17 protein-coding genes are annotated in these 17,887 nt (G+C 45.7%); 7 read left to right on the forward strand and 10 right to left on the reverse strand.

What is annotated here, in order from left to right; translation table 11 throughout:
- Nucleotides 1-57: 57 nt before the first annotated feature.
- From recR to DXN04_RS09985, 3 genes are all read right to left on the reverse strand, one after another.
- Complete coding sequence (gene recR / locus DXN04_RS09975; RefSeq protein ID WP_233525556.1) at nt 58-699, reverse strand: recombination mediator RecR; 642 nt, start codon at nt 697-699, stop codon at nt 58-60.
- 23 nt (nt 700-722) lie between these two features.
- Nucleotides 723-2,231 carry an Ig-like domain-containing protein gene (locus DXN04_RS09980; RefSeq protein WP_147319887.1) on the reverse strand — a complete coding sequence of 503 codons (1,509 nt, stop codon included), beginning with the start codon at nt 2,229-2,231 and terminating at the stop codon, nt 723-725.
- Nucleotides 2,232-2,314: 83 nt separating this feature from the next.
- Nucleotides 2,315-5,473 (reverse strand): ATP-dependent helicase, encoded by a 3,159-nt coding sequence (locus tag DXN04_RS09985; RefSeq protein WP_116853181.1) that lies wholly within the window; start codon nt 5,471-5,473, stop codon nt 2,315-2,317.
- A gap of 54 nt (nt 5,474-5,527) precedes the next feature.
- On the opposite strand from DXN04_RS09985, the gene DXN04_RS09990 reads away from it, so the two are divergent.
- From DXN04_RS09990 to DXN04_RS10010, 5 genes are all read left to right on the forward strand, one after another.
- Complete coding sequence (locus tag DXN04_RS09990) at nt 5,528-5,989, forward strand: SRPBCC family protein (protein WP_116853182.1); 462 nt, start codon at nt 5,528-5,530, stop codon at nt 5,987-5,989.
- A 76-nt stretch (nt 5,990-6,065) separates the two neighbouring features.
- On the forward strand, nt 6,066-6,569 hold the full coding sequence (locus DXN04_RS09995) for an RNA polymerase sigma factor (RefSeq protein WP_116853183.1): 504 nt from the start codon (nt 6,066-6,068) through the stop codon (nt 6,567-6,569).
- Nucleotides 6,570-7,064, forward strand: coding sequence for a hypothetical protein (locus tag DXN04_RS10000; RefSeq protein ID WP_116853184.1), 495 nt, complete (start codon nt 6,570-6,572; stop codon nt 7,062-7,064). It abuts the gene before it with no gap.
- A 90-nt stretch (nt 7,065-7,154) separates the two neighbouring features.
- On the forward strand, nt 7,155-7,640 hold the full coding sequence (locus DXN04_RS10005) for a hypothetical protein (protein WP_116853185.1): 486 nt from the start codon (nt 7,155-7,157) through the stop codon (nt 7,638-7,640).
- 84 nt (nt 7,641-7,724) lie between these two features.
- Nucleotides 7,725-8,225: a lipocalin family protein gene (locus DXN04_RS10010; protein WP_116853186.1), complete on the forward strand. Its 501-nt coding sequence runs from the start codon at nt 7,725-7,727 to the stop codon at nt 8,223-8,225.
- Nucleotides 8,226-8,275: 50 nt separating this feature from the next.
- Here DXN04_RS10010 and DXN04_RS10015 read toward each other — a convergent pair whose 3' ends face one another.
- The 7 genes from DXN04_RS10015 to kbl form a co-directional block, all read right to left on the reverse strand.
- Nucleotides 8,276-9,181: a LysR substrate-binding domain-containing protein gene (locus DXN04_RS10015; RefSeq protein WP_116853187.1), complete on the reverse strand. Its 906-nt coding sequence runs from the start codon at nt 9,179-9,181 to the stop codon at nt 8,276-8,278.
- Between the two features lie 57 nt (nt 9,182-9,238).
- Nucleotides 9,239-9,520 (reverse strand): hypothetical protein, encoded by a 282-nt coding sequence (locus DXN04_RS10020; protein ID WP_116853188.1) that lies wholly within the window; start codon nt 9,518-9,520, stop codon nt 9,239-9,241.
- Between the two features lie 329 nt (nt 9,521-9,849).
- Nucleotides 9,850-11,793, reverse strand: a complete 1,944-nt coding sequence (gene ispG / locus DXN04_RS10025) for a (E)-4-hydroxy-3-methylbut-2-enyl-diphosphate synthase (protein WP_116853189.1) — start codon at nt 11,791-11,793, stop codon at nt 9,850-9,852.
- Between the two features lie 56 nt (nt 11,794-11,849).
- Nucleotides 11,850-12,632, reverse strand: a complete 783-nt coding sequence (locus DXN04_RS10030) for a tetratricopeptide repeat protein (protein WP_116853190.1) — start codon at nt 12,630-12,632, stop codon at nt 11,850-11,852.
- On the reverse strand, nt 12,629-13,663 hold the full coding sequence (locus DXN04_RS10035) for a VWA domain-containing protein (protein WP_116853191.1): 1,035 nt from the start codon (nt 13,661-13,663) through the stop codon (nt 12,629-12,631). Before DXN04_RS10035 ends, DXN04_RS10030 begins: the two co-directional genes overlap by 4 nt.
- 183 nt (nt 13,664-13,846) lie before the next feature.
- Nucleotides 13,847-14,659 (reverse strand): class D beta-lactamase, encoded by an 813-nt coding sequence (gene blaOXA, locus DXN04_RS10040; protein ID WP_233525557.1) that lies wholly within the window; start codon nt 14,657-14,659, stop codon nt 13,847-13,849.
- A gap of 69 nt (nt 14,660-14,728) precedes the next feature.
- The gene (gene kbl / locus DXN04_RS10045; protein ID WP_116853192.1) at nt 14,729-15,916 is read right to left on the reverse strand and encodes a glycine C-acetyltransferase; all 1,188 of its coding nucleotides are present in this window, start codon (nt 15,914-15,916) and stop codon (nt 14,729-14,731) included.
- Nucleotides 15,917-16,279: 363 nt separating this feature from the next.
- On the opposite strand from kbl, the gene DXN04_RS10050 reads away from it, so the two are divergent.
- Both DXN04_RS10050 and DXN04_RS10055 read left to right on the forward strand, forming a co-directional pair.
- Nucleotides 16,280-16,765 carry an RNA polymerase sigma factor gene (locus DXN04_RS10050; protein WP_116853193.1) on the forward strand — a complete coding sequence of 162 codons (486 nt, stop codon included), beginning with the start codon at nt 16,280-16,282 and terminating at the stop codon, nt 16,763-16,765.
- Between the two features lie 26 nt (nt 16,766-16,791).
- Complete coding sequence (locus DXN04_RS10055) at nt 16,792-17,841, forward strand: anti-sigma factor (RefSeq protein WP_116853194.1); 1,050 nt, start codon at nt 16,792-16,794, stop codon at nt 17,839-17,841.
- Nucleotides 17,842-17,887: the final 46 nt, after the last annotated feature.

The following is a 17,887-nucleotide window of genomic DNA, read 5'->3' on the forward strand; positions in this document are numbered from 1 at the left end:
TCTTTTTTAAAAAAACGCTGAAAGGCAGCTGCAGAACGCTGATACCTTCGGCGTTTTTTATTTCTGTACGTAACTTTCCAGTGGTAAACGATTAGAGATAGATCTGGCCAGCGTCATTTCATCCGCATATTCCAGTTCGCCGCCGAAGGCGATACCACGGGCGATGGTGGTAATCTTTACAGGAAATTCCTTCAGCTTTTTCGAGAGGTAATAAATGGTGGTGTCCCCTTCTATTGTCGGGCTCAGCGCCATAATGATTTCTTCCACACCCTGTTGCTGTACTCTTTCTATAAGAGAATGGATATTCAGCTGGTCGGGACCAATACCATCGATGGGAGAGATGATGCCTCCCAGCACATGGTATACACCGTTGAATTGTTGGGTATTTTCTATAGCCATGACATCGCGGATGTTTTCCACGACACATACTAATGCTTTATTGCGGGAAGGGCTGCTGCAGATGGAGCAGACTTCTTCGTCGGAAACGTTGTGGCAGGTTTTGCAGAACCTGATCTGGTCGCGCATGCGGGTAACTACCTCGCCGAATAGCTTCACCTGTGCAGGATCCTGTTTGAGGAGGTGTAATACCAGGCGGAGCGCTGTTTTCTTGCCAATACCTGGCAGCCGCGCAAATTCATTTACAGCATTTTCTATCAGAGCGGAGGAGAAGATCATGGTACAAAAATAATGTTTTTTCATGGGGGCAATGTGCCCCTGGCCGGTTAGATCTGCAATTTGATCGGTACTCCCCAGTTGGCTTTGATGTTCTCCTTTTTGGGGAAGTTCACGACTCTTTCGGGTTGTTTTTTCGGTGTACCATAGTACACACCACGATCCCAAACGCCGTTATTATTATCATCCAGGAGGATCCTTACTTCGTATTCGCCAGGCTGAATGCGCTTCTGGATCCAGGCACCTTTTACAATTTTGCCTGCGTACTTTATCTCTTTGTCTTTCACCAGCTGTGCTACATAATGCATGGTATCGCCACCTGCATTTTTCAGGCTGTCGCTGAGGGTGAGCGTCAGCATGGCACTGCCGTAATCAGATTCTTTCTTTGCATTGAACAGGATTGTATCGGCTTTGGATTGCTCCTGACCAAGGGTATCAAGTACAGCCTCTTTGGGAATTGTGAGGCGGTAAGGGGTACCTTCTTTCCAGGTGTAGACTACATGCAGCACTTTGCGGGTAGAGTCGAAGAATGTGGTAAAGGGAACCGCTTTGAAAGTAGTATCTTCGGTCAGCATCATGCGGGTAGTGTCCAGTGTTTTTACAGGAGCACTGAAGTTCACAATCAGTGGCTGGCCCAGATCCTGGGTATTTTTCTCGCCCAGGGTAGCAGCTACCAGGATTCTTCTTTTCTTTTCTTTTTCCTTTTCCTCTTTGGTCTTTTTGTCCTCTTCCACAGGAGGAGGAGGCGGGTTATTACCTTCGGTAGGGCCGCCAGGACCGCCTATTTCTTCAGGACCACCACTTTTGAGGGTAGAGTCTTTTTCCAGGAAGGTGAGGAGTGGTACATCGTACAGGTTTTCTTCCCGCAGGTGTATCAGGCTATCCTGGAAGGCAATCAGTTCTTTAGGATCGTTGTATTGTAAGTCTTTGTTTTCTTCTTTGATGGCGAAGATCTTGTAATCGCCGGGAGCCAGGTTTTTGAACCAGAAGGAGCCATTACCTCTGGAGCGGGCGTAGTAGACCGGTTTTTCCTTGGAAACAACGGAGTCTTCCCGGTGGCGGTAGAGCATCACGGACACATTACTATCCGGTTTACCGCTTTCGGCGTTGATTATAAAGCCTTTTACCTGCAGGGAGTCGAGGTAGTCGCCGGTAGATACTACGTAAGCATAATCCTGGATGGGGTTACGCTCGTTGATATCGCGGATGGCATCAGAAAAGTTGAAGGTGTAGGTGGTATTTGGATCCAGGGTATCCTTGATGACCATGGTGACCGTTCTCAGCTTGGCTGTCACGGTGGGTGTACGCTTCAGGGTAGGGGATACGATCAGCTTTTCAAAGATGTTATCCAGCTCTACGTATTCGCTGAATGACAGGGTGACCTTGTGGGCATTGAAGTGCAGGCTGGAGTCCGCCGGGCTGGCACCAAGCAATACAGGAGGTAAAGTGTCTTTAGGGCCACCACTGGGCGGAACAATGTTCGCACAGCGGGGGAATAAAAGTACACTTGCTATTATAACTGTAAGCAGGGAAACCCAGCCACGGAAGTTCTGATTCATTTTTATCGTATTATGCCAAAAACCGGGTCCAAAGATCAAATTTGAATCAGTAATATCCAAATATTGCCGGAGCGCAGGAAATGTTAAAATTGTATTTCGCTTTCCTCTTCAAGGTCGTGCAGTGCGATATGCAGTTTGTGATCTTTTACAAAGTTGCACCATACGCACTCTTCCTTACCGCAGCCGGTATAGAAATCCTTGTTCTGGATTTTGGTCCAGGTATCTACGATTTGCTGTGTTACGGCTGCAATATCATCGGCGGTGATGAACACTTTCTCTTTGTGATAAACCTTTTGTTTGTTTGGTTCGATGAAGTCGAATTCAGTGCTGGCTACCTGCCAGCTTTTGGACCGGTAGTTTTCCAGCAGGATTTTATAGAATACGGCCTGTCGCCAGTAGTCGCCACCATTAGGATTTTTCTCGTTAGGGCGGTCGAACTTTTTATAATCTTTGATGGCCTTTTCGTAATCGCCGGTTTTGTAATCTACTACATTCACCTGGTTGCCTTCAAACTCCAGTTTATCCACTTTTCCTTTGAGGGGAACACCACTTACTACAATATTTCGCACGTTTCTTTCCACACTTACGATCTTGTTCCATGTGCCGATGTAGGTATCGTAATAGTTGGTGAGGATTTCCTTGCCATATTCCATTCTTCTCTCAAAGGATTCGCGGGTAAAGCACTCGCGGTTGCGGCGCATGCTCCAGGCGAAGTCTTTGATGAATTCTTCACGGGTGGGGAAGGTGTTATTGCCGGCTTCCTGCATTTTCTGGAAAAGCTTTTCCAATGCGTAGTGTACGGCAGAACCGAACTCTGTATTCTCAGAGCGGCCTGTCGGGATACGAACAAGGTTCTTATAGAAGAAGCCCAGGGGGCAATCCAGGTAATTGTTCAGTGCTGTCACGTTCATGGTGAAACTAGCCAGCAGGGTGTCGATAAACAACTGGTCTGCACGGGCAATTTCAGGTGCCAGGTGCTTGCTGTAATGCAGTGCTTCGAAGGCGAACATCGCTTCTTCGGAGAGTTCTACTTTTTCGTTGGGCAGCTGGTGTTCTTCCAGTATTTCTGTGATGAACATACTTGGCTCCAGTGGCTTTCCATCCAGTCTGAATTCAGGATAACTGATGTACAGGTATTTTTCTGCACGGGTAATGGCTACATAGAAGAGGCGGCGTAATTCCTGTTCATCCGTACTGGTAGATTGTGTGGCGAATACGGTATCCGGGAAGGAGAATCCGCTGTTGTTTTTCTTCTTCTTTTCCCAGAGATGAGAGTTAGTACCTGCCAGGAAAATATATTCAAATTCCAGTCCTTTAGAGCCGTGTGCGGTGATCAGGTTAATTCCCTTTTCGTTGCCAGACACCTGTACCAGGGGAATAGGAATTTTATTGGCTTCCATGAGATCTACCATTTCTACGAATGGTACGAGGCTCAGGTCTGGATTGCGGCGGGTTTCTTCTTTGATGAAATCAAAGAGAGCCTGCAATACTTTCATGAGCCACATTTTTTCCGGAGAATCCATGATGTGGGTGAGGATGCCACCTTCGCTGATAATGCTGGCAAAGAGTTGTTGCAGGGTAAGATTATGTGCTTCCTTAATCCAGCCTTCCATCATCCTGCTCAGTTCCATCATGGCCAGTTCGGGCGCTTCGGTAAAGAGTGTAAGGTTGCGGGTAGTCTGCCATTCCTGTAAATATTGACGGATGGACGATTTTTCGGCATATCCTTTTTCTGCCACCCTGATACTTACTTTGGCTATTTCAACAGGAGGTATGTTATAGAAGTCAAAGTGCATGATTTTGAAGAGCAGGTCATCTCCACTGTAAGGTGTATCCAGTTCTGCTGCCAGGTATCGGAGTATGGTTAATACTTTGCGGGCGAATGGATTTTCAAAAAGGTTCACATGTCTTTTAGAATAGAAGGGAAGGCCTTTGAGACGGAAGTATTGTGCCAGCTCTTCGCCGAACCGGTTTTCACGATAGATCACTGCTATTTTGCCGGCGGGAACGCCTTTTTCCAGCAGGGATACCATGGTATTTGTAATGCCTGCCATTTCATCCCGTGGCGTGTTATAGCGTTGGATGACAGGTGTGATGTTCAGGTGCATCAGCTTATCATTGCTGGATGTGAGCTGTTTGCTCAGTCCTGGCAGCTGATTTACCAGGCGGGAATTACCATTGTTGTCTATCAGGGTCATGGAAGCATCCAGGATGTTCTGTACAGAACGATAGTTCTGCGTGAGTACGATGGTGCGCAGGGTTTCTGCAAAGCCACCGGCAAACTGCTCCATGTTCTCGATATTCGCGCCCTGGAAGCGGTAAATAGACTGGTCGTCGTCGCCCACTACGAAAACGTTGGGCAGTTCTTCGCCGTTGATGAGTTGCTGAATGAGCCTGTTCTGGGTACCGCTGGTATCCTGGTACTCATCTACGAGTATGTATTGGTAGCGTTCTTTATAATCAGCCAGGAGGTTAGGGTTTTGTTCAAAGGCCCTGATCACCCAGTTGATCATATCATCGAAATCGTACCTGTTGGCGGCGTGCATGAGGGAGTTGAATACGAGGAATTGTTCAACAGCGGCTTGCAGGCGAGCCATTTTCTCTGCTTCAATTTCTATTTTATCTGTACGGATATCGCCCTTTTTAAAATTTTTGGTCGCTCTTTTGCAGATAAAATCTTCACGGTTTGGCAAATCATCCATATAGGCTTTAATGGCATCTTTGATGTAATCGACAGTCCAGCCTTCCCGCTTCATGGTAGAGAAGAGATTGGAGAGGTTATTCATATCAAAGTACACATCGCCACGATATCGTTTCAGGGGGTTTTGTTTATCAAAACCGTCGATGAGTTTTTTGAGCAGCTGTATTTTTTCCAGTTCTGATATAGGATCGAGGCTATTCTTTTCGAAATAGCCGAGGTTGTCCTGTATCACTTCGTTACAGAAGGAGTGGAAAGTGTGGATATTAACACGGTAAGCATCGGGGCCGATGAAGTCGGTGAGGCGCTTACGCATGGCAACTGTGCCGGCATCAGTATAAGTAAGGCAGAGAATGTTTTGTGGTAAAAAATCGGTATCACGCAGAATTTTGCCGATACGCGATGCCAGGATCTGCGTTTTGCCGGTACCGGGACCGGCTATCACCATCACAGGGCCTTCTGTATTGTCAACAGCTTCCCGCTGTCGTTCATTAAGCCGATTATATACTTCCTCGAAACGTTGTTGATATTGATCTCTGGACATGACTATATTTGAAAATGGATTAGCATCCGTCGACACTAAAATATATATGAAGTTATGGCAAAAATCTATCTGTTGCGGTATGAGCAGGTATTAAATACATCGATACCGGAGGCATGGAAGTTTTTTTCCCGGGCGGATAACCTGGAGAAAATTACGCCCTCGTATATGCGATTTGACATTACTTCGCCGGTGACAGATAAGCCAATATATGCCGGTGAAATTATTACTTACGTTATTCATCCTGTGCTTGGGATACCCTTGCGCTGGATGACAGAAATTACCCACGTAAAAGAGGGGGAATATTTTGTGGATGAACAGCGTGAGGGCCCTTATGGGCTTTGGCATCATCAACATCATTTTGAGGCGGTAGCGGGGGGCGTAAAGATGACGGACATTGTACACTACTCACTGCCATTGGGTATTTTGGGCAGGGTAGCACATGCCCTTTTTGTGCGCCGTCAGCTGGAGGGAATCTTTGCTTACAGGCGAAAGAGGGTACAGGAGTTCTTTGAATAACATTTAGATGTTATAACAAGAAAGTTGACGGATAGTTGGAGAATAGCTATCTTAGTTATAGTTAAACCGACAACATTTGGGACAGCCTGCTGTTCATATTGATGAGCATTTACTAATTGAACGCTTGATTGCTGGTGACCCCGGAGCAAGGGAGTTATTGTATGATTACTATGGCCCGGCTCTTTACAGCATAATCTTACAAGTGGTTCCAGATAATAAAAAGGCAGAAGACATCCTTACTACTGTGTTTGTACGTATATATAGTGACATCTATACTTACAAGGAGTCCGGAAACACCCTACTCTTCGGCTGGATGATGCGCCTGACAAGGGAGATAGTGTTTTCCGACGGGAGTTATGCAGGGGGGGAAGTAACTGAAGGGGTACTACTCCAGGGGAATAATTCGCTTCAGCGATTTACCAACACATTACCACAGGATAAACAAAAGGTTTTTTACCTGTGCTACTTTAAAGGCCTGCCCAAAGAAGCGGTAGCCCGGATGATGGGGGTAGAGGCAGAAACGGTAGCCGGACAGATGAAGGAAATAATGATGGCTTTCAGAAACTTTTTAAGGAACTAATTGGAACTCGATCATTACATACAAAGCGGTATTATAGAGAGCTACGTACTTGGGCTTGCTACCAACATAGAGGTAGAGGAGCTGCAATATATGCGTAGGCTCTACCCGGAACTCAACAGTGAAATAGCTGCTGTGGAGAAGCGTATGGAGAGAATAGCATTTTCAGAAGCGGTATTACCTCCTGTGCAGCTGAAAGACCGTATTTTACAGCGGATCAACTGGAGAGAGGAAGAGTATTATGATACGACAGATTACCGCAGATCGTCCAATCAACGCCAACAGGCCAATTACAACACTACTTACATAAATATCCAGCCAAAGGATAATCAATATATTACGGTACACAAATGGTGGAAACTCTTTTTCATCGCTGTGTTTATACTTTCAAAAGTTTGTCTGGCTTCGGCTATTTACTTCTATCTGAAGTATCAAATGCAGGAAAAAAAGCTGGAACAATTAGCTCCCCGTGCGGAAATACATGCAAATCCCAGGTGATTTTACGGTTAATACCACAAAAAAAGTTATATTATTCAGATTTTAATTTGACATTTGCGTCCAGGCATGTGAAGTTGACCTTGGGGGAACATGGTTTCACCTATTATTTTTTGCCTTCTGGACTTACAGGATTACATAGATAGTGGTATTATTGAAAGTTACCTGCTGGGACTCGCCTCGGCTGATGATATTGTATTACTGGAACGTATGCGTTATATCTATCCCGAGCTGGAAACTGAAATCGCTATGGCCGAATACCGGTTACAAAGAATTACAGAAGAAGGAGGTGTAACACCACCTGCAGTTGTCTGGAACAAGATTGCGGCCCAGATCAGTTGGGAAAAACCACCCAGGAACAAAAGATCTTCGCCTGAAAATCCGACCTATATTTTACAGCCTCAGAAATATACCATGACAGTGAGCATCTGGTGGCGTTGTGCTTTTATTGCGATGGGGATGGCTATCATCGCTTTATTGGCAAGCACCATTTATTTCTATAACCGTTTTCATCAGATGGAAGACCGTTTTCTCCGCATGCTGCCCAACATAGAGCAGCAACAGCCAACCCGCAGGTAGGTTTGGTACACTTCTTGTCTTTTCTATTTTCGAGCTGGTAACTAATTGCGTTACTGTCTTATTAAACATTTAAATATTTCATACATGAAGCATCTTACATTAGCAGCATTGTGCTTGCTGGCATCTCTCTTCACCATATCCTGCAAGACCCAGTCAGGGGCTACTGATACAAGTGTGAGCGCAAGCAAGGGAAGTGTAAAAGGAAACTGGATTGTTACTGATATCAGCTTTGAAGGGATCCCTCAGCATTCAAAAATTACTGTTTTTGATCAGGCTTCTTATAGTTGTTTTAAAGGTAGCCAGTGGGTATTCCCGAATAATGAAACAAATGGTTCATTTACGCTGACTTCTACTGAAGATGGTTGTAGTACTGCATCTCAGCCTATCGTATGGTCTATTTACAAGGCCGGTGGTGTACAGATGTTACAGTTCAAAAAGATAGGTGGTGGTGTGAAGGCCAAGAATGTAACGGAAGGGTATCGCCTGGAGATCAGTTCTCTGGACAAAACTACCATGGTATGGAGAGCGGCTGTGAACTATGAAGACAAGACAGGATATATCATTTATACGCTACAGCGTAGTTAAGGTATAAGTTATAAAAACGGGAACCGGCTGTAATGGCCGGTTTTTTTATTTTATACCTGTTGTTGTCCTGCGTGCTGCCGTGCAAAGCGCATGAACAGTTGAGCTAATTTGTCCTGTTGGCCCTGCAGGTATATGAAATGAAATTTCCTTACCAGTTTAAAATTTTTAACGGGTAGAATTTTAAATTCACCGGCTTCCAGTTCCCGCTGTACGGCTTTCAGTGAGAGGAACGCAGCACATGGTGCATGGTGCAGGTAGGATTTGATACTCTCTGTACTACCCATATACATGGCTATCTGCAGGTCGGTTAGTTTTAGTTTTAATCTTTTCAGTTCATCGTTAATGACTTCCAGTGTACCTGAGCCATGTTCACGCATGAGCAGGGGAATATTTTTCAGATCGGAAGCGCTGAGAGGGCCGTTGTTGTCTCCATAGTTATAGTTCACATTTCCGATCAGGGCTATTTCATCTTTTGCAATTTCCACATACTTGAGTACGGGATTTTTGGAGCGGCCTTCTATGAGACCCAGCTGAATACTTTTGTCAAAGAGTGCCTGTTCTACCTGTTCGGTATTACCGCTGATCAGAGATGCGGCTACTTCTGGATAGCGTTGATTAAACTGCGCCAGTAAAGGTGGTATAAAGTATTGTGCGATGGTAGTACTTGCGCCTAAGGCCAGTAGGCCGCCCTGTTCATGTTTGAGCTGGTTGATTTCGTATTCGAGATTGCGGTAGCTGGTAAAGATATCGTCTGCATGCCTGAGCATAATCTGTCCTGCTCGGGTAATCTTGATACGGTTACCGATTCTTTCAAAGAGGGCCATACCCAGCTGTTGTTCCAGCTCGTGAATATGCTTGGTGACGGCTGGCTGGGAAATAAAAAGCTCTTCGGCAGCTTTGGTGAAGCTTAAGCGCCGGGCAACTGTATAAAACACTTTTAACCTGAAGTCCAACATGCGATAAATGTACGAAAATTAAAAGGCTGGCTACTATGAGCCAGCCTTTTACAATGATTAAGCTTTTTTCTTTGCATCAGCTTTTGGTGCTTTTGCATCTTTATTTTCTTTGTAACGTTTGTCTGGAGTACCGTCTTTTTTCTTAGGGCCGGTTGCAGTTTTGTCTTCTTTGTTCTCTTTGAAACGTTTGTCAGGAGTACCGTCTTTCTTCAGTTTTTGAGCATCCTGTTTAGCTTCGGTTTTAGGTTTGTCCTGTTTTTGCTGTGTAGCAGGAGTCTGTGCGAACGCAATAGAGGCACCCATGAGGAGGGCGAATACACCAGTCAGAAACTTTTTCATAGTGTTGTTTATTTATTATTAAAAAGTATAGAAAATATTACGTCAATGCTCGTGTTTAAGCGACTGGTACTTAGATAATTAAACCGTAGTTTTCACATATAAAATACGTATATATACGCTTGACTCAGGTCCTATGTCAGACGTACCTTTGTATCAACCTGACAACAATATGATTAACCCCAAAAGCTATTTGAATGTTAGAGAAAATGATGCATCGATTGTCTGACTATATATAATATAACCCCTCTATTGATTTTAGTTCGTCCGTTAACCTCAAGAACACGCATAAAGATGCGAGGGCTGTTGTGAACCAACAGCCCTACTTTATTTTAGTTATTTGTATCTACCCACATGCCGTTTTCCCTGATCAGATTGATCAGTTCATCTACAGCTACGTCGCTGTTCAATCCGCGTTTTACCACTTCTTTACCCCTGTAAAGTGTGATCTTGCCAACGCCGCTGCCTACATAGCCAAAGTCAGCATCAGCCATTTCACCGGGGCCATTTACGATGCAACCCATGATGGCGATTTTCACTCCTTTGAGGTGGTTAGTGACTGCCCTGATTCGTGCTGTAGTTTCCTGTAGGTCGAATAGGGTACGGCCGCAGGAAGGGCAGGAGATATATTCGGTTTTGGAAATACGGGTACGTGTAGCCTGCAGGATGCCAAAGGCTACGTTGTTCAGCAAAGTATGATCTACTGAAGCTGCGGCGGTAGCTGTTTTCACCAGCCATAAGCCATCTCCAAAGCCATCCAGCAGTAAGGCACCGGTTTCAGTGGCGTAGTGGATCAGGTGCTCATCGTTGGTGTGGTCTGCGGCAATGCAGCGAATGATGCATGGCAACTGTACGTTTTGCTGCATCAGTGTCATGAATGCCCTGCGCACTTCCGGCATAGCATGCTGGTTAGACGAATGCAGGCAGAGCACAACGGGCTTACCATTGTTCAGTTGTAATAACAGTTCTCCTGTCAGTGCGACACCGGTATTGATGTCTACAAAGTTCAGTACTGCAGAAGTATTTTTAGCCTGTATAAACTCTTCAGAGGAGAAGAGCGGCATGTATTTTTCCTTGTCATCAGCGGTTTCCCAGATGGTGTTGGGAACAATCACTTTCAATGTGCCTGGCAATGCAAAGGAAAGTACCTCATGGCAGAACAGGTAATCTGCTGCAGCATCGGCAATATTCCATTTATCTGTAGCTTCATCGTAATTATAACCGATGGCCTGCAGGTCTGCCGGTTTGATATTATTGACATCACTCAGGTCAGCTACTACCACTGGAACCTGTTTGCCTCCCACATTATTGAAGGCAATAGATTCGCGGCGTTTGTAATTGAAGGGAGAGTAGGGTACCTGCTCAACGGGAGGAATCGGGGTATGATTCTGACGGCTGGTATAGCGCTTGACGAGGTCACGGCATACTGGCAATTCGAATTCCGGATCTTCTGTGAGAGACACACGGATCGTATCGCCGATTCCATCTTCCAGGAGTGTGCCGATACCAACGGCCGATTTAATACGACCATCTTCGCCGTCGCCGGCTTCGGTAACACCGAGGTGTAATGGATAGCAATGCCCCAGTTCTTCCTGCATGGTCTGGATGAGCAAACGGTAAGCCTGCACCATGACCTGCGGGTTACTGGCTTTCATGCTCAGTATAATATTGCGGTAACTGAGATCTTCGGCGATGCGAAGAAACTCCATAGCGCTTTCCACCATACCCATAGGTGTATCGCCATAGCGACTCATGATGCGGTCGCTGAGGGAGCCATGGTTGGTACCGATACGCATAGCGGTACCATATTCTTTACAGATGTTCACCAGCGGGGTGAATTGTTTGCGAATACGGTCTGTTTCAGCCAGGTATTCACTGTCTGTATAGTTGATGGTCTCAAATTTCTTTTTATCTACGAAGTTGCCGGGGTTGATACGCACTTTTTCCACGATGCGGGCTGCTATTTCAGCGGCATTGGGTGTGAAGTGAATATCGGCCACAAGGGGGGTATGATAGCCTCTTTTACGCAGTTCGTTTTTGATAGGAAGCAGATTTTCTGCTTCTTTTTTGCTGGGCGCAGTGATACGCACCAGTTCGGAGCCCGCTTCGATACAACGGATGGCCTGCTCTACAGTAGCCTGGGTGTTCATTGTATCTGTAGTCGTCATGGTTTGGATACGCACAGGGTTAAAATTCCCTATCAACAAATCTCCTACCTTAACTTCCAGCGTAGCTAACCTTTTATACTCCGTCAGTGAATTACAATATAACTGCATAGTTCGAAAAAATATCCAGGACAAAGGTAACAAAAAGCATCACGTGGGATGTTAAATCACCAATCCTTATCAACGGGTACGACCTGTCCTTTGGCCTTCTTCATTTTGTCCTGCAGTTTCTTTTCCTCCTGACCTAAAGCTTGCAGGTAACGCTCTGCTTCCTGCTTGTCCAGTTTGCTGGGTTGCGGTTGCGGCTTATCGTCCTGCTGATCTTTCTGATCTTTCTTGTCTTTGTTCTGCTGGTCCTTGTTATTTTTATTCTGGTCTTTGTTGTCTTTGTTCTGTTGATCTTTTTTATCCTGGTCTTTATTGTCCTTGTTTTGCTGGTCTTTCTTGTCTTTGTTCTTATCCTTGTTCTGCTGGTCTTTGTTGTCGTTTCCGCCGCCGCCCTGCTGTTTTTTCAGCATGGCCTGGGCATAGGCAAGGTTATAACGGGCCTGTTCATCGGAAGGATTCATTTTCAGGGCTTCTTTGTAAGCCTTGATGCTTTCTTCCCACTTTTTTCCTTCCATAAAGGTATTTCCGATGTTGTAGCTGGCATCTGCTTTTGTTGTTTTGTTAGCTGCCATTTTGAAGCTGTTCAGGTATTGTGCCCGGGCATCGTCATAGCGTTTTTGCTCGTACATGGAGTTTCCCAGGTTATACCTTCCTTCTACAGATGCCTGGTTTACTTCCAGCGCTTTCTTGTAGTTGGCTTCAGCATCGGTGTATTGCTTTTTTGAGTACAGGTCGTTGCCTTTGCGGATGTATTTATTACCGTTCTGTGCGAAGGAATAGCTACAAATGCAGAGGAACATGCCAGTCAGCAACAGGTGATATGTCAGGTTATTCTTTCTCATGGTTTTTCTGTAGCAGTGACAACATTGGCGCGGGTGCTGCGCTTAATTTCCGGAATAAAGAACTCGGCTACCAGCAGGATCAGGCTAATAACGAGAAAATATTGGAAATAACTGTTGTAGTCTGTAAAAATATTCTCTCCGAACTCTTTCTGTTCCATACTATCTATTTTATGTACCAGTGAGTTCACCACCTCTTCCGTATTATTATCCAGGTGTTCGTAGATGCCTTTGCCGGCAGCAGCGATACGTTTCAGTTCTTCTTCATTTAGTTTGGAGATGACGGTATTGCCATCTTTGTCTTTTTTATAGGAGCCGGTTTCAGGATCTGGTAATGGAGATCCGGTAGGGGAACCTATACCAATGGTATTGATCACCACACCTGCATCGAAGGCTGCATTAGCCTTGGAGATGGCGGCTTCGTCATGGTCTTCACCATCGGAGATGATGATAAGGGATTTGTGTTTGCGTTCTTTTTTATTGAAGGCATCGTCACTTACCTGGATGGCCTGACCTATGGCGGTACCCTGTGTAGGGATCATATCCGGGCTTACGGTGCTCAGGTACATTTTGGCGGCTGAGTAATCGATGGTCAGGGGCATTTGCAGGTAAGCGTTACCGGCAAATACAACCAGGCCTACACGGTCATTATCCAGCTTGTCGACCAGTTTGGAAATTAATTGTTTGGCGCGGGTAAGGCGGTCGGGTTTAACATCGCCGGCCAGCATACTCTTACTTACGTCGAGGGCAATGACTACATCCACTCCTTTGCGGGTTATTTTTTCCATTCGGCTACCTTTCTGGATATTGGCTAATCCCAATACGCCAAAGAAAAAGGCCAGGAAAATGAGCAGGAAGCGGAATGCAAAACGCCGGCGGGAGTAGCCGGTGAATAACTTCTCAACCAGTACAGGGTCACCCAATTTGCGAATTGAGCTGCGCTTCCACCAGGAGATGCTGATAAATGCCAGTTGCAATACAAGCAGCAGTGCTAAGGCCCATAAATATTCGCTATGCTGAAAACGTAACATCATAGGGATCAAATATAATTTTTTTAGTACGTTTTACACTATTAGAGGGTAAGGATTTAGGAGATTTTTAACGTAGGTGGGGGGCAGGAGGGATGATTGACAGAGTCAAATAATTGATTGACAGAGTCAAGTGATTTTTTTAGACATAAGAAAAGGCCGTTTTTAGCGGCCTTTTCTTAAAATTATTTATTTGTGTCCTTCCATATAACCGGCATCCTGGAGAATGCTTTTCGTGATATTCATTCTCACTTTTTCCATGTCTATGTTTGGATTATCAGTGTCGAAATTAAGTACAAAGAAGGCAGGGTGTCCGTTTTCTTCGATCCAGCCTACTATCCAGCCGATTTGTTTTTTGCCTTCCTGGCCCCAGCCGGTTTTGTAACGCAGTTCGTACTTAGGTGTTTTTTCGATTTCCATTACAGCCCGAACGGTTTGCATGGTCAGCTTATGGAAGGGGAGTTCATCGAAATACAGTTTTTTTACGAAACCGAGTTGTTCGTCAGGGGAGATACGGAGGCTATTGTCCAGCCAGAAGGTATCTATCCGGCTGATTTTCATGTTGCCATATTTCACGGTATCCAGCCAATGTTGCATGACGGGTTTGGTAATACGGCGGGCTACTTCCTGGTAGTAAGGAACGGCAGATAAGCGGAAAGCCTGTTGCATGTTCAGGTCGCGGTCCCATACAGAATCGGCACCTTCGTGGTGTACACCATTCCAGGGAATAACGGTATTGGTATCCTTGATTACACCGGTTTCCAGGCCTACCAGGGAATTGAAGATCTTGAAGGTGGAAGCCGGCAGGAAGCGTTCTTTTGCACGGTCAATATTATACACTTTAAAAGAGCCCTGTCCGTTGTCAAACAACATAAAGGTGCCTTCTACCTTGTTGTCGGTAAAATACTTTTCCCATTCTTTCTGAACGTGCACATTGTTTGGTGCGCAGGCATTCACCAGGATCGCCATCAGCAATAGCAGCCAACCGGTTTGTTTCATCATAGCAAAATTTTGATCCTGCAAAAGTAATATATAAAAGGAAGAAGCCCGCTTTAGGGGCGGGCTTCTGAATTATTTAATGACACCTAATTCCTTTCCTACCTTGGTGAAGGCGGCGATGGCCTTGTCCAGGTGGGCCTGTTCGTGGGCTGCACTCAGCTGTACGCGGATGCGGGCCTGGCCTTTGGCTACTACGGGGAAGAAGAAGCCGATGACATAGATTCCTTCTTTCAGTAGTTTTTCGGCAAACTGCTGACTGAGTACGGCATCGTACAGCATTACGGGTACGATTGGGTGATCACCTGGTTTGATGTCGAAACCGGCTTCCGTCATTTTGGTGCGGAAGTATTTGGTATTGTATTCCAACTTATCGCGGAGTTCGGTGGTAGAGCTCAGCATATCTAGTACGGCGATGGAAGCGCCTACGATGCTTGGAGCCACGGAATTGGAGAAGAGGTAAGGACGGCTGCGCTGGCGGAGCATGTCGATAATCTCCTTTTTTCCGCTGGTGAAACCGCCGGAAGCACCGCCCAGAGCTTTGCCGAGGGTACCGGTGATGATGTCGATACGGCCCATTACATTTCTGTATTCGTGGGTACCGCGGCCGGTTTTGCCCAGGAAGCCGGAAGAATGGCTTTCGTCGATCATTACGATTGCATCATATTTATCTGCCAGGTCACAGATCTTATCGAGCTGGGCGATAGTGCCGTCCATGCTGAAAGAACCGTCAGTGACAATGACACGGCTGCGAATTCCTGCACTTTCCTGCAGTTTGGCTTCGAGGTCAGCCATATTATTATGCTCATAGCGGTAACGCTGTGCTTTACAGAGGCGTACACCATCTATAATAGAGGCATGGTTCAGGGCATCGGAGATGATGGCATCCTGTTCGTTGAACAGGGGTTCGAATACACCGCCGTTTGCGTCAAAAGCCGCCACGTAGAGGATAGTGTCTTCAGTACCAAGGAATTGTGCAATTTTCTGTTCCAGTTCGCGATGAATATCCTGGGTACCACATATAAAGCGCACACTGCTCATACCATATCCATGAGTATCGATCGCGTCTTTAGCAGCCTGCACTACCCTGGGGTTACTGGAAAGGCCCAGGTAGTTATTGGCGCAAAAGTTGAGCACTGTATTGCCACCTACCTGGATTTCGGCCCCTTGTTCAGAGGTGATAATCCTTTCTTTTTTAAAAAGGCCGGCAGTCTGGATCTCGTTTAGTTCCTCCTGCAGGCGGGCAATGAATTTTTCGTTCATAGTAGCAGATTTTGTAACCGGGTTCAAAGTTAAGGCAATAAAAGTATTACGATTCGGGGACCCGGGAAGCGAATTCTGGTACTTATATAAAAAGTTTGACGGGGCTGTAACATTTGGTTGAAGCTTTGCGTCATAATAATGTCTGCACCCTGATCCTGTTTACCCGGGAGAAAATGATCCGGACTGAATATTTCCGCGCTGTATGTAGTGAAAGATGGCTTGAGCGCCCGCGGGAAGTTCTGTCATCCGGAGAAAGTGGGGAAATATTGCAGAAAATTATGGTACGTAGTTGGGCACGACAAGAGGAAGAGATGCGTTTAAAGTAATTGTCGGACATTAGCACTAAAATCCTGCAACACCTGGATGACGGAAAAGGAGTACAACAAATGCGTGGATCTGTACGCGGATAATCTCTTCCGGTTTATAGTAAAGAATCTAGACCATACAGAGGATGCGAGGGACGTGGTACAGAATGCGTTTGAAATATTGTGGAAACATTGTATAGATGTGCCTTTTGAAAAGGCCAAGTCTTATCTCTTTACAGTAGCTTACCACAATATGATCGACCATGTCCGTAAGGTAAAGCGGATTACGCTGGTAGATGAGTTTAAGGAAGATACGAAGATCAGTGAGCAGAAAATAAATGATGCGAGGAAAGTACTGGAGAAGGCACTGGATAAACTGACGGATGTACAACGATCCCTGATTCTGTTAAAGGACTATGAGGGATACAGTTATGAAGAGATAGGAGAGATAATGCAGTTGAATCCCTCACAGGTAAAAGTTTACCTGCATAGGGCGAGGTTGCACCTGAAGCAGTATCTTGTGAAAATTGAAAATGTAATTTGACCTGATTTTTAATTATTTATCAGAATTTGGCGATAAATATTGACATATCGAACTATGAGGAGTACCTGCTGAGTGCTGTGGATGGTGAACTAAATGAGGAGGAGCAGGCAGCGCTGGAGGTTTTCCTTCAGCAGCATCCTAAATACAGACAGGAGTTCCTCCTGCTGCAATCGGCCCGTATAGTGCCGAATGATGAACTGCGCTTTGATGGGAAGGAAATGTTGTACAGGCAGTCCGATACAAACATACTTTCTGCAGGAAACTATGAAGGCTTTTTGCTGGATTATGTAGATAAAGAACTGAATGCGGAAGATCAGCGCAAGGTGGAAGCCCTCGCTCAGCAACATCCGCACATCAGCCGTGAGTTACACCTGCTGGAGGCATCCAGGCTGAAACCGGATCTTTCAGTTAAATTCCCGGATAAGGCAAGGCTTTACAGGAATACGACCCGCGTACGTGCCATCTGGTGGTGGGCAGCAGCCGCTGCTGTAGTAGCGGGAGTGGCAATAGTGATGATTCCACCGCGCCATACAGGGATCCAGGGTACTGAAATGGTTGTTCATCAGCAAACGCCTGCAGTAGCCACGCCTGCTCCTGCACCTTCTTCTACTCAACAATCTGCAGGAGAAAAACAAGCTGCGGAAGTGGTGGAGAAACCGATAGTAACTACGCCACAAATAGCCAGCAATCGTCCTGTGCCAACGCATGCAGTACCGGCAACACCTGTACCTCAGCCAGCAACAAAGGAGATAAAAAGAGAGGATCACCCGGCATCTGTTGCACTGAACAAGCTGCCTCAGCCAGAGAGTACGACCAGTGAGATTGTGCAACAACTGAAGGAACAAAAGGAACAACAGCAGATTGCCAACTCAGGAATAACCAATGAAACAGATAAAGCTCCGGTAATGGCCAAATCGGAGAACAATAGTAAAGAAGATGCTATGAATACCCGGGTAACTGAGGCTTCCAGGCCGGTTCAGGGAGAACTTGTTGTGTCAGTGACAATGAGAGGAGATAGTAAAATATTGAATGGAGTTGCAAACGTAGCGCGATTCTTTTCCAAAAAGAAGAAATAAGCAGAGCAATGCTGTTGTCAGGACGGTAATATTAGATGTAAGAATT

Source organism: Chitinophaga silvisoli (genome assembly GCF_003412465.1).
Lineage (GTDB): Bacteria > Bacteroidota > Bacteroidia > Chitinophagales > Chitinophagaceae > Chitinophaga > Chitinophaga silvisoli.